This window comes from Halorubrum sp. FL23, from assembly GCF_052439115.2.
Classification (GTDB): Archaea; Halobacteriota; Halobacteria; order Halobacteriales; family Haloferacaceae; genus Halorubrum; species Halorubrum persicum.
Genome location: NZ_JBQVRO020000003.1, coordinates 242,953 through 257,749, shown reverse-complemented (window position 1 = coordinate 257,749; position 14,797 = coordinate 242,953). Strand labels below are relative to the sequence as shown.

Below are 14,797 nucleotides of genomic sequence, written 5' to 3'. Positions count from 1 at the left end.
GGGACGCCGGACCGCCGATCGAACGTAGCGTTTGACCGCGAGAACCGGTCGGCCGATCGAATCCAACGCCTCGTTTGACGGATCGAACTCTTCGTGGGGCGGTGACATGGGAGCGCGTAACTAGGAGGGTACCCCTCGGAGGGAGAAGTAACCGATTCGGTCTGACCACCGCGGACGGGGGGCGAGTCGGCGAGAACCATGAACCCGGACACAAACGACACCATCGGACTCTCGCGGCGCAAGCTGCTCGCCGGCCTCGGAGCGGTCGGTGTGGCCTCCGCGGGCGCGGGCCTCGGCACCACGGCGTACTTCAACGACACCGAATCCTTCGAGGGTAACACGCTGACGGCGGGCTCGCTCGACCTGTTCGTCGACTACGAGGCCTCGTACGACAGCGACGGGACGGTCGTGAATCAGGCCGAGACGGCGGCCGGCGAGCAGGACGGCACCCCGGCGGGGATGTTCTACGACCTCGACGACGTGAAGCCCGGCGACTCGGGCCACGTCGAGTTCTGCTTCCGGATCGTGGACAACCCCTCGTACATGTGGGCGTGCGGTGACCTCTCGCAGGCGGAGAACGGGATGTCCGAACCCGAGATGTCGGTCGACGACACCCCCGACCTCGGCGAGCTCGGCGACGCCATCAACGCGCGGCTCGTCTTCTGCGAGCGCGACGAAGCGGGCGACTTCGTTGAGGGCGAAGAGCTCGTCTCCGGCTCGCTCGTCGACGTCATCGCGGCGATCACCGGCGGCGTTCCCCTTGACGGGATGGGAATGGCCGGCATGACCCCCGGCGACCAGGCGGAGTACTCCGAGGTCGTCGAGCCCGAGGAGGGCGAGTCGTACATCACCGGCCCGTGCGTCTGCCTGTTCTGGGAGATCCCGACGGGGGTCGGCAACGAGATCCAGACGGATTCGCTGACGATGAACTTCGAGTTCCACGCGGTCCAGTCGCGCCACAACGACGGCACGGCGAACCCGTGCGTCCCGAGCATCACGACCCGGACCGGCGAGGGCTTCGCCAAGCAGGAGGAGTTCGCCACCCAGCAGGAGACCTCCTTCGCCCGCGGGCGCTTCGGGAACAACGGCTCCTCGGGCTCGTGGGAAGTCGCGGTCGGCCCCGACGTCGGGAGCGCTGACACGGAGAACTACGTCTGGAGCTCCGGAACCACCGTCCCGTTCAGCTACACCTACAACGGCAGTGGGAACGCCTCGTTCACCCTCGACGGCGTGAACGTCGGAAGCGCGATCCCCGCCCCGAGCGGTAAACTCGCGATCACGACGAAGGCCGACGAGGCGACCGTCTCCGTCGCGAACCTCTCACTGGACCTGAACGGCGCCCCGACCGCCCTCAGCGGTCCCGACGCGATCTCGGCGACCAACGACGGCGCCGACCGCGACATCACCTACCTCGTGTTCGACACCGACGCCGCGGACGTCGCGAACGCGTTCACCATCAGCGGCGACGTGACTGTCTCGCTTCAGGGCGACTACTCCGGCAGCGAGGAGGGTGTCGCCTTCGACATCAGCGTCGAGTAATCGCTCTCGGCGCTCGCGCGCCGACCGTAACCACTCCCACACCGGCGTGCGACGGTTCGACTCCGTCGGTGGGACTCCCTTCGGGGAATCACAATCATGGCAGATAAAGACAACATCGGCACATTCGACCTCTCGCGACGCAAGCTCCTCGCCGGCCTCGGGGCGGTCGGCGTCGCCTCCGCCGGGGCGGGCCTCGGCACGACGGCGTACTTCAACGACACCGAGTCGTTCGACGGCAACACCCTCACAGCCGGCCAGCTCGACCTGCTCGTCGACTGGCAGCAGACGTACGACTTCGGCGAGGGCGACCAGTTCGTCAGCGCGCATCCCGACCACGACGGCGACGGCGAGCAGTCGGTCGAGACCGACGGCGAGGTGTTCCGCTACAGCGACTTCCCGGACAACGAGGACGATGACAGCAACGGGGCGAACCTCCCGGTGCTGGACTGCGAGAACATCCCGCCGCTAGAGGAGGCGGACTTCGGGACGGACCCCGTCACGGGCGAGGAGATGGGATCTCTCGTCCAGCTCACCGACGTGAAGCCCGGCGACTCCGGCGAGATCACCTTCTCGCTCCACCTCTGTGACAACCCCGGCTACATCTGGATGCAGGCGGGCAACGTCAGCGACGACGGTGGGACGTTCACCGAGCCCGAGTCGCTCCTTCAGGACGCAGGAGTCGGCGACCTCGGCGACGCCATTCAGGCGAAGCTCTGGTACGACGAGGACTGCGACAACGTGTACGACCCCGCGGAGCCGGTCGACATCATGCTCACGCTCGACTTCTCGGGGTCGATGCTGTACGACCAGTACGGCGGCGTGGTCAGCGACGACGACATCGCGGTCAGCGGGAGCACCTACGCCGAGACGACGAAGATAGACCTCGTCGAGCTCGGCACGCGGCAGTTCGTCGACTACCTCCAGTCGCAGGCGTCGGACGTCCAGGTCGGCGTCACGTACTTCGACGGCGAGGGCAGCGACGACACCGTGCCGCGGACGGGCGTCATTCAGTCTCTGACGAGCGACCTCTCGCTCGTCGACGCCGCGCTGTCGGGCCTCCGGCAGAAGCTCGCGGACGTGGTGACCGGCAGCCAGCCCTCGTCGCCGGGAGACGGCGACGGCGACCCGAACCCGTTCGCGAACGCGAGCGGCATCGCAACGGGCACGTACATCGGTGAGGGCATCGACGATGCGCAGGCCGATCTCGACGCGAACGGCCGCCCCAGCGCGGCGAAGCGGAACATCGTCCTCTCGGACGGCGAGTCGTTCAACGGGACCGGCAGTACCACCTTCTCGTCGCCGACTGGCGCCGCGACCGACGCGCGGGCGGCGTCACCGAACCCCGCGACTGACGTGTACACGATCAACGTCGACGGCAGCGCGAGCACGCTCCAGGCGATGGCCGGCCCCGCCGGCGGGGCGGGCGGTGATCCGACGTTCTTCAACGACGTCGACGACCCGCTCAACATCCCGACCGTATTCGGCAACCTCGCGGCACAGACGGTCCAAGAGAAGGTGATCATGGACGACTCGCTCGGTAACATCCTCGCGGCGCTCGCCGACGGGAACGGCGTCCCGCTCGACGGCAACCGCGCGACGCCGTACGACGAACTCGGCGACGACCCCGACCACCCGACCCGTGATCCGTTCGAGGGCAACGGTGTGATGCACTGCGTCGCGCTCTCGTGGGAGCTCCCGTTCGACGTGGGCAACGAGGTTCAAGGCGACACGCTTGCCTTCGATCTCGGGTTCTACACCGAGCAGTCGCGGCACAACGACGGCACCGGTCCGGATCTGCCGGCCTGATACGCCGGTCTGCGTCGGTCCGGCGAACGGCCGACCGTAGCAGGTCGGGTATCGGATCGGACGACAGCGACGGGGTATGGTATCCGTACTCTCGGGTACGACCGTCGTTCCAGCCGGGTAGGGCGCGCATACATACGGGCCAGGTGAGAGTAGGAAGGGTATCGACGACACGGCCGTCCGGAGCCGCAACGACACACAATGACTCAAAAGGAATCGAAACTCACCCGACGAAAGGCGCTCGCGGGCATCGGAGCCGTCGGCTTCGCGGCCCTCGGTGCCGCCTCCGGACGGTCGACGGGCACGGACAGCTGGACCGGGTACTCGCAGTACACGTACGCCCAGACGGACACTCCCTGGGACCTCCTCGTCGGCTGGCGGCGCACGGAGAACGGAACGATCGTCGGTTCGAGCCCGTCGGACGCCGAAGACGAGGTGCGGAGCGACGGGATCCGGCTCGTCGACGTCGGCAACGCGCTCCCGGGTGACACCGGGACCGCGAGCGTCGGGCTCCGGCTCGACGACCCCGCGGACACCGCACCGGACGGCGTTCGGGTGTGGTTGCAGATCGTCCCCAGCTTCGACACAAACGACCCGGCGAGCGCCGCGCTCGCCGACCGCATCTCGCTCGATGTCCGGTACGACACCGGAATTCTCGGGATCGGTGGCTGTGGCGGGGCCGAGAGCGGCTTCGCCGGCTACGGCGAGCCGATCGCGTCCGGCACGCTCGCGTCGCTCGACGGCTCCGCGCTGGCGACCGGGATCGAACTCAACCCGGGACGCTTCGACAACGGCTGTCTCTCGACCGACGGCCAGCACTGTCTGATCGTCGCGTGGGAGTTCGACGACGAAGGCGGCAACGCCGGCCAAGGCGGTGCCGTCGACTTCGACGTGAAGTTCCTCGCAGACGACTGCGCCGCCGAGGGCAATCTCTTCGAGATGGACGGCGACACGGGCGACGGGCCATCCGACGGCACGGAGGAGCCGCTATGACTTCCGAGGGAGACGACGCCGGGCGCCCGAGCGGACTGAGCCGTCGCCGACTGCTCGCCGGGATCGGCGGCGTCGGTGCCATCGGCATGGCGAGCGGGATCGGAACGGGCGCGTATCTCACGGACCGAGAGACGTTCCCGGACAACGTCTTCGGCGCCGGTGAGGTCGGGCTGACGGTCGACGGAGAGCCCACCGACGGGACTGTCTCCCTCGGCCCGTTCGCGGTTAATCGGCGCCGCTCCGACGACAGACCGACCCCCGAGCGGTTCGATATCGAGGCGTCGGCGAACCCCGTGCGGGTGTGGCTCGCGACTCGCTGTCCGAGCGGCGACCCCCTCGAGGCGGTCCTCGAAGTGGACATCGTCGTCGACGGCGACTCCGTGACGGACGGCTACCGCCCCCTTGACGAGGCCAAACGCCTGCTCGCGACCGGCCTCCGGATCGACGCCGGCTGTCTCGCTCCCGACGACGGCCCGATCGTCGTCAAGGTGTACCCGTACCTCCCGGCCGACGCGCCCGACGCTGTCGCCGGCGAGGCGACCGACCTGACCGTTCGGCTGTACGCCGAGCAGTGCCGCCACGTTTCCGAGGCCGACGCCGCGGGGTCGAACCCCTTCGTCGGGGGATGCGGGGAGCCGGACGACGACTGCCCCGCGTGCGTCGAGTTCGGGAAGGTGAACGGCACCGACGCCGCACTCGCGGTCGGAGATGTCCTTCCGGTGGTCGACCTCCCCCCGGGGACGAGCCCACACGAGATCGAGATCACCGCGGTCGAGACGAAGGACGGCGACGAGGCGATCGGCGCCGCGTTCGTCCTCCGCGCCGCCGACGGTACCCGCGGGCCGGACCTCTGCACCGTCGAAGTCAAGGGAGGGCCAGACGCCAACCCCTACGATATCGACCCGGCCGCCCCCGAGACCGGTGACATCCTGCTTGCACCCCCGAACTCCAGCGGCACCCCCTCTGAGATCAGCCACATCCTCCTCTCCGTCTGTTCCGGCGACGGTGACGACGACGACGGCGATGGCGACGACGGCAGTTCGAGCGAGTGCGCCGTCTGTGACGACGGGAACGTCTCGCTCGCGTCGCTCGACATCCGCTACCGCGGTGACGACGACGCGTCGATCACCGTCGTCTCGGCGAAGGGGAACACCGGCGGCACCCTCTTCGACGGCACGGTCGCCCCCGACGGGGAGTTCACGCTGTTCGGCAGCGACGTGATTCGGGGAGGGAACGGGAACAACGGCAACGGAACCGGGAACGGGAACAACGGCAACGCCGGCACTTCCGACAAGCTCGGTCCAGAGATCGATATTACGGTTGACGGCGGGAGCCCGACGTCGCTTCACGTGAGCTGCTCGGAGCCGCTCGCGGTCGGAATGCGATTCGGCGACGGTGACCTGTTCGAAGTCACCGACGCGACGACGACGGACGGCCAGCCGATTTGCGGGACGGAGGAGAACTGATGATCCAACTACTCACATCACCACGGACGAAACGCGCGGCGAACGTACTCGGGGTCGTCCTGCTGATCGCGCTCGTCGTCCCGTTCGCGGTGTACGCGGTCCCGGAAGTCGTCGGCGCCGACGAGAGCTTCGTCGTGCTCACGGCGAGCATGACGCCCGCCATCGCGCCGGGCGACGTGGTTATCGTCGACGAGCGCGACCCGACGTCGATCGTCGAAGGCGACGTGATCACGTTCGCTCGCGGCACGAGCGACGTGCCGGTGACGCACCGCGTGATCGGCGTCGTCGACGAGGGCGGCGCGCTCGCGTTCGAGACGATGGGCGACGCAAACGAGGGACCGGATCCCGGCCTCGTCCCCGCGGTGAGCCTCGTCGGCGCGGTGATGTTGACGATCCCGTACATCGGATACGTGATCCAGTTCGCGGGCACGCGAGTCGGGTTCGTGACGCTGGTGTTGCTTCCGTTCGGGCTGCTCGCCGTCACGGAGGTCTGGTCGATCGTCCGCGGCCGCGATGACGCGGCGGCGCCGGTCTCGTCGGCCGAGGAGTCCATCGCGGAGCCGACCACGGAGCCGGACGAAGAGCCGACTACGGAGCCAGACGCGGAGCCGACCGAGTCCGGGCTGCCGGCGGACGCGTCCACCGCAGGCGGGTCCGGCGGCGTCTCCGTCGACGCCGTCGGCGGGGCGGCGGGGGTGCTCGTCGTGTTCGCCCCGTACGCCGTCTACGTCGCGTTCCAACTTCGCACCGCCGCCGCGATCGCGGTCGCGGTGGGGGCGTCGACGCTCCTGCTCGGTGCGCTCGCGGCGTGGCTCCCGGCCAGCGGCGTCCTCGATCGCGGCGAATCGCCCTCGGAGCCGGCCGCAGACGACGGCGCGTCCGACCCGAATCACGGAGGCGCCGCCCCGTCGCCCCCCACAACCGGTGCCGATTGGGAGGCTCCCGACGTGACAGAGCGCGTCGATGACGGCGACGCCGACCCCACCGCAGCGGCTGACGGGTCGGGGGCTCCTCCGCCGACCGCGCCGACCGCAGTGCCAGCGCAATCCGACGGCGCCGGGGAGGGGAACTGATGGCCGCGAACCGCGGTCTCGTCAGCGTCCTCGCCCTCGTCGTGTTGGTCTGGGGAGTCGCGTTCGGCGGCGGGGTCACCGTCGCCGTTCTCACGTCGAGTGTCAACGTGACGACGACCTTCGAGGCGGTCGACGATCTCGCCGAGATCGATGACTCGTCCGGTGGCGATGTCGCCGACGTGACCGCTCCGGGCGGGAACGAGACGGACGTTGCGAAGGAGACGGCCCCCGTGGAGGGGATCGAGAACGTCACCGGACCGGAGAACGTCTCTGGCTCGGAGAACGTCTCTGGCTCGGAGAACGTCTCCGAGTCGGGCGATCCGCCGCTGGTAGAGGAGGCACCACCGGAAGCGGAGGCACCACCGGAAGCGGAGGCACCACTGGAAGCAGAGACGCCACCGGAAGACGAGACGCCGCCGGAAGCCGAGAAGGGACCGAGCGCCGACGCTCCGGCACCGAAAGACGAGACGCCGTCGCCGGAAGCGGAGACCCAGCCCGAAGCTGAGACGCCATCGGAAAACGAGGCACCGCCGGAAGCGGCGAACCCCACGGACCCGGACGATCCGGAACCGACGGAGTCGGCACCCGCGGGGAACGCGACCGCCAACATCTCCCCGTCGATCGGCGTCGACGCCCTCGGATCGACGAGTATCGGCGCCGATCGGTCGGTCGGTCTTCCACCGCTGTCCCCGAGTGAGGTGTGACGGTGCACCCCCCGATTCGACCACGGGGCCCCGCGGAGAGCCGGTGTCCGTGGCTGCGTTCTCGTCAGCCTCCGATCGGAACGAAGCTGGCGGTACTGCTGCTGTTGGCCCTGCTGGTCCTGCTGTCCCTCATTTTCGGTTTTCTCAGCGGTCTTGCGTATCCGATTCACGATTATTAAGTGCCAGCCGATCGAACTATCGAACGTATGGTCGCGCTCGACGCGTTGGGGTTCGTCTTCGTCGCGGGACTCGTCACGGCGCTGGCTACGGGCGTCGGCGCGCTCCCGTTCTTCTTTTTCGACTCGATCAGCGACCGCGGCAACGTGGCGCTGTGGGGGTTCGCCTCCGGCATCATGCTCGCGGCCTCGTTGTTCGGCCTCGTCGACGAGGGGCTCGCCGAGGGGACGCCCGCGGAGATCGGGATCGGCATGTTCGCCGGGATCGCTCTCGTCATCCTCGCCCACGACGTGCTGGTGGACGCCGAGATCGATCCGAGGGAGTACGAGGAGGCCGACTTCAAGAAGCTCGTGTTGATCCTCGGGGTGCTGACGGTTCACAGCTTCCCGGAGGGGATCGCGGTCGGCGTCTCCTTCGCGGATCTCGGACTGGAGGGAGGAACCCAGCTGCTCGGCTTCACGGTGCCGCTCTTAGCGGTGTTCATGACCCTCGCGATCTCGATCCACAACGTCCCCGAGGGGACCGCCATCTCCATCCCGCTGCGGGCGATGGGGGTCTCGAAGTGGAAGATGGTGTGGTGGGCGGTGTTCTCCAGTCTCCCCCAGCCGATCGGCGCGGTCGTGGCGTTCGCGTTCGTCCGCTACGCCCGCGAGTTCCTCCCGTACGGCTTCGGCTTCGCGGCGGGCGCGATGATCTACCTCGTCCTCTCCGAGTTCATCCCCGAAGCGCTCGACACCGGCCGCGACCTGCCCGGCGGCGGGAAAGCGGTGCTCGCCGGCGGGATCGCGCTCGGCGTCCTGCTGATGGTACCGCTCACCGTCATCTGAGTACGCCGCTCACCGTCTCCTGATCGCGCGGGAGACCGCTACGACCCCCCGTCGAACGCGGTCGGGTTCACCGCACCGGGACCCGTCCCAACGTCGTAGCCGCGCCGGATCGCGGCGTCCATCCCGTCGACCGCGTCGGCGACCGCCGTCGTGAGGGGCTCGCCGCGTGCCAGCCGCGCGGCGATCGCGCTCGACAGCGCGCACCCGGAGCCGTGGGTTGCATCGGTCGCGACGCGGGGGTTCTCGAAGCGGCGCGCGGTCGTCGAATCGGGGTCGACCGTTCCGTCCCCGCCTCCGTCGGGCCCGATCACGAGCGTGTCGGTCACGCGCGCCCCGTCGCCGATGTGACCGCCCTTCACCAGCGCGGCGTCGGCGCCCGTCGCGACCAGTTCTCTCCCCGCGCGTTCGGCGTCGGTCGGCGTCTCCACCGGGGCGTCGACCAGCACCTCGGCCTCGTCGGCGTTCGGCGTGACGAGCGTCGCCGCCCCGATCAGTTCCTCGTAGGCGGCTTCCGCGTCCGGCGACAGCAGGCGGTCGCCGCTCGCCGCGACCATCACCGGGTCCACCACGAGCGGGGCCTCGACCCCCTCGACCACGCCGGTCACCGTCTCGACCGTCTCGGCCGTGGCCAGCATCCCGGTCTTGACCGCACCCACGTCGAAGTCGTCGAAGACGGCGTCACACTGGCTCGCGACGTGCGCCGACGGCACCGCGTGCACGTCCCGGACGCCGCGGGTGTTCTGTGCGGTCGTCGCCGTCACGACCGACGCGCCGAAAACGCCGTGTGCGGTCATCGCCTTCAGGTCGGCCTGTATCCCCGCGCCGCCGCCGGCGTCGCTGCCGGCGATCGCGAGCGCGACGGGCGGCGAAACGGGATCGCGTGCGGGCGTCATGCTCAGGTGGTACCACCTAGTTATGAAAAACTGTGGCGATCGCCGCCGCCGAACGGCCTTTGCCTCTCGCGGTCGAAACGGCGGTATGTCGAACACCGACGCCGCGGACGGCGCGGAGGAGCCGGCTCCGGACGAGACGGAGTCGATCACCGTCTACTCCGACTACGTCTGTCCGTTCTGCTACCTCGGCCGGCAGTCGCTCGCGCGGTATCAGGAGACGCGGGCGGAGCCGCTCGCGATCGACTGGCACCCGTTCGACCTCCGGGCGGGCCAGCGCGGTCCGGACGGCGAGATCGACGACACCGCCGACAACGGGAAAGACGAGGAGTACTACGAGCAGGCGCGCGAGAACGTCCGCCGCCTACAGGACGAGTACGACGCCGAGATGGCCCAGGAGCTCCGGACCGACGTTGACTCGCTCCCGGCACAGGTCGTCTCCGTGCACGTGCGGGAGACCGCGCCCGACTCGTGGCTCGCCTTCGACGAGGCGATATTCGCGGCGCTCTGGCAGGACGGCCGCGACATCGGGGACCGCGCGGTGCTCGCCGACATCGCAGCGGACGTGGAGGGGCTCGACCCCGCGGTCGTCGACGAGGCGCTCGCGGACGACGACCTCCGCGACCGCGTTACGGACCTGTTCACCGCGGCGCGGGAGCGCGGGGTCACCGGTGTCCCGACGTTCGCGTACGACGGCCACGCCGCGCGCGGCGCGGTGCCGCCGGAGCAGCTCGAGCGGCTCGTCGAGGGGTAGTCGTTTCAGCGACGCCGCCTCCCCTCTCTGCCTACTCCGCTCTCGTCTCGGCGCTCCTCGCCGTCCACGATCTGATACGACAGGTACACCGTGCCGAGCGCCAGCGCCGTCCCGCCGATCACGTCGGTGAGCCAGTGGATCCCGAGATACATCGTCGCGATCACCACGGAGGTCGCCAGCCACGCGGCGATCGGCGTCCACAGCGGATACTCCCGGCGGGTCAGGACCGCGAACGCTCCGACGGTCACCGACAGCGACGTGTGCAGCGAGGGGAAGACGTTCGTGGGTTCGTTCACCTCGCTCGTCAGCGCCATGAACTCCGGGTTGTGTGTGAACAGCAGCGAGGTCACCATGTCGGGCATGACGTTTCGCGGGCCGTACGCGAACACGACCGTGTACAACACGAGCCCGATCCCGTAGTTGAGCGCGTACGCGACGATGAGCCGCTTCACCGTCGTCGTCCGCGGCAGGGCCAGGTACGCGAGGAACGGGAACGCGACCAGGAACACGTACCCGTACACGTACACCGACGAGAAGTACATCGTCAGCTGCGGGGAGCCGAACGTCGCCTGTATCCACGCGACGAAGTTCCCCTCCAGCGCGTAGATGGCCCACGTCAGTTGGAGCCCGACCAGCTCGGAGACCGTCTGGAGGGAGCTCCGGCCGATCGCGCTCGCGATCAGAACCACCACGAGCGCGGCGATCGGATTCCGTATCTCCCACAGCCGCTCGCGGAGGTCGTCCCAGAGCGCGTACAGCCGCCACGGGCGGATGATGGCGATGCTTGCGATGAGCAGGGCCGACCCCACCCACAGCGCGAGCGATCCCACGACGGACAGAAGCGGGCTCACGTCCCCGGCGCGAGCAGCCGCCCCTCCTCGTCGAACCGGTACCCCGCCTCGAGGAGCCGGTCGCGGGCCGTTTCGGGGTCGAACCCGCCCGACGCGCCGACGAAGGGGTGGAGCGGGTCCGTCTCGCGGTCCTCCCACTGGAGGTCCGACGGAACCCACTCCGGGCTGGCGGCGAGCGGCGACGCGGCGGCCTCGGCGTACCCGCTGAACGCGGTGTCGACGAGCGTTCGTTTGTCGATCAGCGACGCGAGAACCGCACGGAAGCGGGGGTTCGACAGCGGTGCGCGCCGCGTGTTGTACCCGACGTGGTAGAACCCGCCCGCCCGCCCCGTGACGAGCCGCGCGTCGGCCTCGCGCCCGATTCGCGGGACGGAGTCCGGTCCGAGATTCGAGACGGTCGCGTCCGCGTGCCCGTCGCCGACCGCCTGCACCGCCGCGATGTCCGACCCCATCACCTCGATCTCCAGCCGGTCGAACGCCGGTTTGCCCCGGAATCGCTCCGGGATCCCCGCGAGCGGGTCCGCCTCCTCGTCCGCCGAGCCGCCGTCCGTACTGCCGGCCGACCCGTCGCCGTCCGCCTCTCGCACGAGGAAGTGGTCCGGGTTGCGCTCGAAGGCGACCGTCTCGCCCGGGGCGGCCTCGACGAACCGAACCGGGCCGCTCCCGACCGGATCCTCGTTGTTCGTCACCACGGCCTCGGTCGTCTCCGTGTCGAACTCGAACCCGGCGATCGTCGCCATCCCCGTCCGGTCCCCCCAGACGTGTTCCGGGAGGATCGGTACTTGGAGCGCGCGCACGCCGACCGCCTCGTTGACCTCGTCGAGCGTCAGCCGGACCGTCGTCTCGTCGACGGCCGTCGCGTCGGCGACGGCCGAGACGCGCCCCCGGAACGTCGGCGTCGGCACCGGCGAATCGGCGGTTCCCATCGCGGTGTCACGGAGGAACTCGTAGGTGAACGCCACGTCGTCGGCCGTCACCGGCTCGCCGTCGTGCCAGTCGGCCTCCCGAAGCGAAACCTCGATCGACGCGTCGCCGACCCGTTCCCAGTCGGCGGCGAGCCACGGGATCACCTCCCCGTCGTCGACCAGGGCGAGCCGGTCGTACAGCAGGGAGGTGAACGTGCCGTAGCGCCGATACTCGGCCGCGATCGGGTTCCAGTTCTGGGTGATCCGCTCGTCGGTCGTCACGAGGCGGAGGGTTCCGGGGTTTCTCTCCTCGTCGTCGGTCAGCGGATTGTCGTCGATCAGCCCGTCCTCGGTCTCGTTAGCGGTCTCGTTGGCGCCGCCGTCGGCGGTCTCGTTGCCGCTCTCGGCCTCGCTTCCGCCCGCGTCCCCGTCCGCCGGGTCGACGCGCTCCAAGTCGAGCAACCCCCCGATCGACAGCGGCTGCCGGTTCGTCCAGTTCTCGAAGCGGTCCTCGCGGACCGCCGTGAGCGGGTCGGGGAACGCGACGACGGTGAACGGCTGCAGTTCGCCGAGGCTCCGCTGGAGGTCCGCCACGGCCTCGCGCCGCTCGTCGCCCTCCGCCCGACGCTGGTCCGCGAGCAGCTCGTCGACCCCGTTGATGTCGGTGAATCCGAACGGGTTCTGCCACCCCGCCTCCGCGGCGAACTGCGAGTGAGCGAACCCGTACATCGCGTCCGGATCGAACGGCTCCGCCTCCCGGAACTGCCCGACGTACACGTCGAAGTTGTGGTTGATAAGCACCTTCCGGCGGAGGTCGGTGTGGCCGAGGGTGCTGATCCGGGCGTCGATACCCACCGCGTCCAGGTTCTCCGCGAGGTGTCTGGCGATCCGGATCGCGTTCGGATCCCTGTCGGCGGGCGGGGCGTTGATCTCCAGCGTCAGCTGCGAGGACCGGTCGCGTCCGGCGATGTTCCGCGTGCGGCCGAGACAGCCGGCGCTCAGGGCCGCGACGCCCCCTGCGAGCGCTCCGCGCCGACTGATCTGCCGAACCATGTGTTCGTCGCAGTTTCGTCCCTCGCGTATATCTCTTCTGTGGTGTCATCGTCGCGACGATGACGCTGCGCCGTCGCTGTCGCCCGGCCCCGATCGACCGCGCGCCGCGCCCACCGACCCGACCGAGGCGGTCCGACCGGGAGTGCCCCTCAGATCACGTCTGCGAGCGGGAGTGCCAGTCCGACGACCCACGCCGCCAGCCCCGCCGCGAGCACCGGGCGATCCCCCGCGGCGCGTCCCGTCGCGACGACGCCGAGCGCGGCGAGGAGCGCGACCCGGTGGACGAGGAGGGCCGGCGGCACCGCCACGCCGAGCGCGGCGAAGTCGATCACGAACCCCGCGCCGACCCCGACGACGACGCCGAGAAGCGCCGCGCTCGGCTCCGAGTCGGGCGCTCGCGCGACGACGAGCGCCGGGATCCCGACCGAGATGACCAGGTACAGCGGGGCGGCGATGACCTTCGGTCCGATCCCGGGGTACGCGGTCTCCAGCGCGACGCCCGCCACCCGGACGCCGACGATGACGGCCGCGAGCGCGGCGCCGAGCAGCGCGGCGTCCGCGTGTCGACCCGCCTCTCGCCGCCCGCGACGGGCGAGTTCGACCGCCGCGGCCCGAGTTCGACGCCGGAGCAGCGCGCCGGACAGCAGCGCCACCGACGCCAGCTCGATCACCGAGACCCAACCGTCGCTCCACCCGCCCCTGATGCCGCGATACTCGCGGCTGACCTCGGCGTCGACCGCGCCGTGGATGAACTCGTCTTCGAGCCGGACCGCCGGATCGTCGATCCCCGGCACCGTGTGCCGGAGCCGGAACCAGTCGTAGTACTCCTCGTGGGCCTGCACGGCGGTGTAGGCGCCGTCCGGGGACTCGTACGCCCGGAGGTGGTCGCGCACGCCGAGGTACGCGCCGTCGTGGAGTTCGAACGTCTCCTCCAGCCAGACGCCGCCGTCGGGTCCCTCCACGTAGCTGTAGCGGTCGGAACTGTGCGCGTCCGCCCAGTCACGCGCGACGAGCGCGGCCACCTGCTCCGCGTCGGCCGTCGCCGCCGCTTCTGCCTCCTCGGTCGCCTCCCAGTCGGCCCCCTCCCGCCGCTCGATCGCCCGGCGGGTCGCCTCCGCGTCGGCGTAAAAGAGGACGTTTATCGCGAGCGTCCGCCCCTCGACCGAGGTGCCCCGGCTCGTGTACGGCCAGAGCCGGTAGTCGCCGGCGACCTCGACGAGCGACGCCTCCTCCACCGGGGAGGGCGACGGCTCCTCGACGGTCGGCGGCGGCGCCTCGTCGCCCGCTCCGGCGAGGAGCCCGGAGGCCCCGAGGCCGACCCCGACCGCGACGAGGAGCGCGACGACGACGGTCGTCCGTTTCATGGGTGGTGTTGAGTTCACCGGGAGAGAAACGCCTTTGGGTGGGCCCCCCGACCGCCGCGCGCCCTCCGCTCACCACGTCTCCACGAACCCCTCCCGCACGTCTTCCGCGCACCCCTCGCAGTCGGGGTGGCCGCTCTCGAAACACGACGGGCGCCCCTCCTCGTCCACCGGGACGGTCCGGCGCTCCGCGTGCCGGCGACAGACGATCCGAGCGCGCCCCTCGTCGTCGGTCGGGAGGTCGTATCGCTTCGCCCCCGCGCCGTCGCCCGCGGGATCGTCTTTCGCCTCGGCGTACGCCCGCTTGGCCTCCTCGAACTGCTTGCCCGCCTTCCGGAGCTGCTGGCGGATGGCGCGTTCGAGTCGGTCGTCCATACCCGCCGTTTCGGCGCGTCGGATAT

At 70.0% G+C, this 14,797-nt stretch carries 13 protein-coding genes; 8 read left to right on the top strand and 5 right to left on the bottom strand.

Features of this window, described 5'->3' with window-relative positions:
* The first annotated feature begins 198 nt into the window (after nt 1-198).
* From ACT4MF_RS05365 to ACT4MF_RS05335, 7 genes are all read left to right on the top strand, one after another.
* Complete coding sequence (locus ACT4MF_RS05365) at nt 199-1,539, top strand: choice-of-anchor W domain-containing protein (RefSeq protein ID WP_444681961.1); 1,341 nt, start codon at nt 199-201, stop codon at nt 1,537-1,539.
* A gap of 96 nt (nt 1,540-1,635) precedes the next feature.
* Entirely contained in the window at nt 1,636-3,345 is a 1,710-nt protein-coding gene (locus ACT4MF_RS05360) for a SipW-dependent-type signal peptide-containing protein (RefSeq protein WP_444681960.1), read from the top strand.
* Between the two features lie 198 nt (nt 3,346-3,543).
* The gene (locus ACT4MF_RS05355; protein WP_444681959.1) at nt 3,544-4,335 is read left to right on the top strand and encodes a hypothetical protein; all 792 of its coding nucleotides are present in this window, start codon (nt 3,544-3,546) and stop codon (nt 4,333-4,335) included.
* Nucleotides 4,332-5,801: a DUF7467 domain-containing protein gene (locus tag ACT4MF_RS05350; RefSeq protein ID WP_444681958.1), complete on the top strand. Its 1,470-nt coding sequence runs from the start codon at nt 4,332-4,334 to the stop codon at nt 5,799-5,801. Before ACT4MF_RS05355 ends, ACT4MF_RS05350 begins: the two co-directional genes overlap by 4 nt.
* Nucleotides 5,801-6,874, top strand: coding sequence for a signal peptidase I (locus tag ACT4MF_RS05345; RefSeq protein ID WP_444681957.1), 1,074 nt, complete (start codon nt 5,801-5,803; stop codon nt 6,872-6,874). The genes ACT4MF_RS05350 and ACT4MF_RS05345 overlap by 1 nt, the downstream gene beginning before the upstream one ends.
* Nucleotides 6,874-7,578, top strand: a complete 705-nt coding sequence (locus ACT4MF_RS05340) for an NADH-quinone oxidoreductase subunit E (RefSeq protein WP_444681956.1) — start codon at nt 6,874-6,876, stop codon at nt 7,576-7,578. The genes ACT4MF_RS05345 and ACT4MF_RS05340 overlap by 1 nt, the downstream gene beginning before the upstream one ends.
* Nucleotides 7,579-7,784: 206 nt before the next feature.
* Nucleotides 7,785-8,582, top strand: coding sequence for a ZIP family metal transporter (locus ACT4MF_RS05335; RefSeq protein ID WP_099254346.1), 798 nt, complete (start codon nt 7,785-7,787; stop codon nt 8,580-8,582).
* A gap of 38 nt (nt 8,583-8,620) precedes the next feature.
* Here ACT4MF_RS05335 and thiD read toward each other — a convergent pair whose 3' ends face one another.
* Complete coding sequence (gene thiD, locus ACT4MF_RS05330; RefSeq protein ID WP_444681955.1) at nt 8,621-9,475, bottom strand: bifunctional hydroxymethylpyrimidine kinase/phosphomethylpyrimidine kinase; 855 nt, start codon at nt 9,473-9,475, stop codon at nt 8,621-8,623.
* 85 nt (nt 9,476-9,560) lie between these two features.
* Between thiD and ACT4MF_RS05325 the strand changes: the two genes are divergently transcribed.
* Complete coding sequence (locus ACT4MF_RS05325; protein ID WP_099254348.1) at nt 9,561-10,226, top strand: DsbA family oxidoreductase; 666 nt, start codon at nt 9,561-9,563, stop codon at nt 10,224-10,226.
* Between the two features lie 5 nt (nt 10,227-10,231).
* On the opposite strand, the gene ACT4MF_RS05320 is transcribed toward ACT4MF_RS05325, so the two are convergent.
* From ACT4MF_RS05320 to ACT4MF_RS05305, 4 genes are all read right to left on the bottom strand, one after another.
* Nucleotides 10,232-11,077 (bottom strand): phosphatase PAP2 family protein, encoded by an 846-nt coding sequence (locus ACT4MF_RS05320; RefSeq protein ID WP_444681954.1) that lies wholly within the window; start codon nt 11,075-11,077, stop codon nt 10,232-10,234.
* Entirely contained in the window at nt 11,074-13,035 is a 1,962-nt protein-coding gene (locus tag ACT4MF_RS05315) for an ABC transporter substrate-binding protein (protein WP_444681953.1), read from the bottom strand. The genes ACT4MF_RS05320 and ACT4MF_RS05315 overlap by 4 nt, the downstream gene beginning before the upstream one ends.
* Nucleotides 13,036-13,184: 149 nt before the next feature.
* Nucleotides 13,185-14,399, bottom strand: a complete 1,215-nt coding sequence (locus ACT4MF_RS05310; protein WP_444681952.1) for a hypothetical protein — start codon at nt 14,397-14,399, stop codon at nt 13,185-13,187.
* A gap of 69 nt (nt 14,400-14,468) precedes the next feature.
* Nucleotides 14,469-14,771, bottom strand: a complete 303-nt coding sequence (locus ACT4MF_RS05305; protein ID WP_099256073.1) for a DUF7091 family protein — start codon at nt 14,769-14,771, stop codon at nt 14,469-14,471.
* Nucleotides 14,772-14,797 lie beyond the last annotated feature (26 nt).

Excerpts from the sequence above, each read along its gene's own strand:
- ACT4MF_RS05315 (WP_444681953.1), bottom strand. The coding sequence starts at position 13,035 with ATGGTTCGGCAGATCAGTCGGCGCGGAGCGCTCGCAGGGGGCGTCGCG.
- ACT4MF_RS05335 (WP_099254346.1), top strand. The coding sequence starts at position 7,785 with ATGGTCGCGCTCGACGCGTTGGGGTTCGTCTTCGTCGCGGGACTCGTC.
- ACT4MF_RS05360 (WP_444681960.1), top strand. The coding sequence starts at position 1,636 with ATGGCAGATAAAGACAACATCGGCACATTCGACCTCTCGCGACGCAAG.
- ACT4MF_RS05340 (WP_444681956.1), top strand. The coding sequence starts at position 6,874 with ATGGCCGCGAACCGCGGTCTCGTCAGCGTCCTCGCCCTCGTCGTGTTG.
- ACT4MF_RS05355 (WP_444681959.1), top strand. The coding sequence starts at position 3,544 with ATGACTCAAAAGGAATCGAAACTCACCCGACGAAAGGCGCTCGCGGGC.
- ACT4MF_RS05350 (WP_444681958.1), top strand. The coding sequence starts at position 4,332 with ATGACTTCCGAGGGAGACGACGCCGGGCGCCCGAGCGGACTGAGCCGT.
- ACT4MF_RS05310 (WP_444681952.1), bottom strand. The coding sequence starts at position 14,399 with ATGAAACGGACGACCGTCGTCGTCGCGCTCCTCGTCGCGGTCGGGGTC.
- ACT4MF_RS05325 (WP_099254348.1), top strand. The coding sequence starts at position 9,561 with ATGTCGAACACCGACGCCGCGGACGGCGCGGAGGAGCCGGCTCCGGAC.
- thiD (WP_444681955.1), bottom strand. The coding sequence starts at position 9,475 with ATGACGCCCGCACGCGATCCCGTTTCGCCGCCCGTCGCGCTCGCGATC.
- ACT4MF_RS05305 (WP_099256073.1), bottom strand. The coding sequence starts at position 14,771 with ATGGACGACCGACTCGAACGCGCCATCCGCCAGCAGCTCCGGAAGGCG.
- ACT4MF_RS05345 (WP_444681957.1), top strand. The coding sequence starts at position 5,801 with ATGATCCAACTACTCACATCACCACGGACGAAACGCGCGGCGAACGTA.
- ACT4MF_RS05365 (WP_444681961.1), top strand. The coding sequence starts at position 199 with ATGAACCCGGACACAAACGACACCATCGGACTCTCGCGGCGCAAGCTG.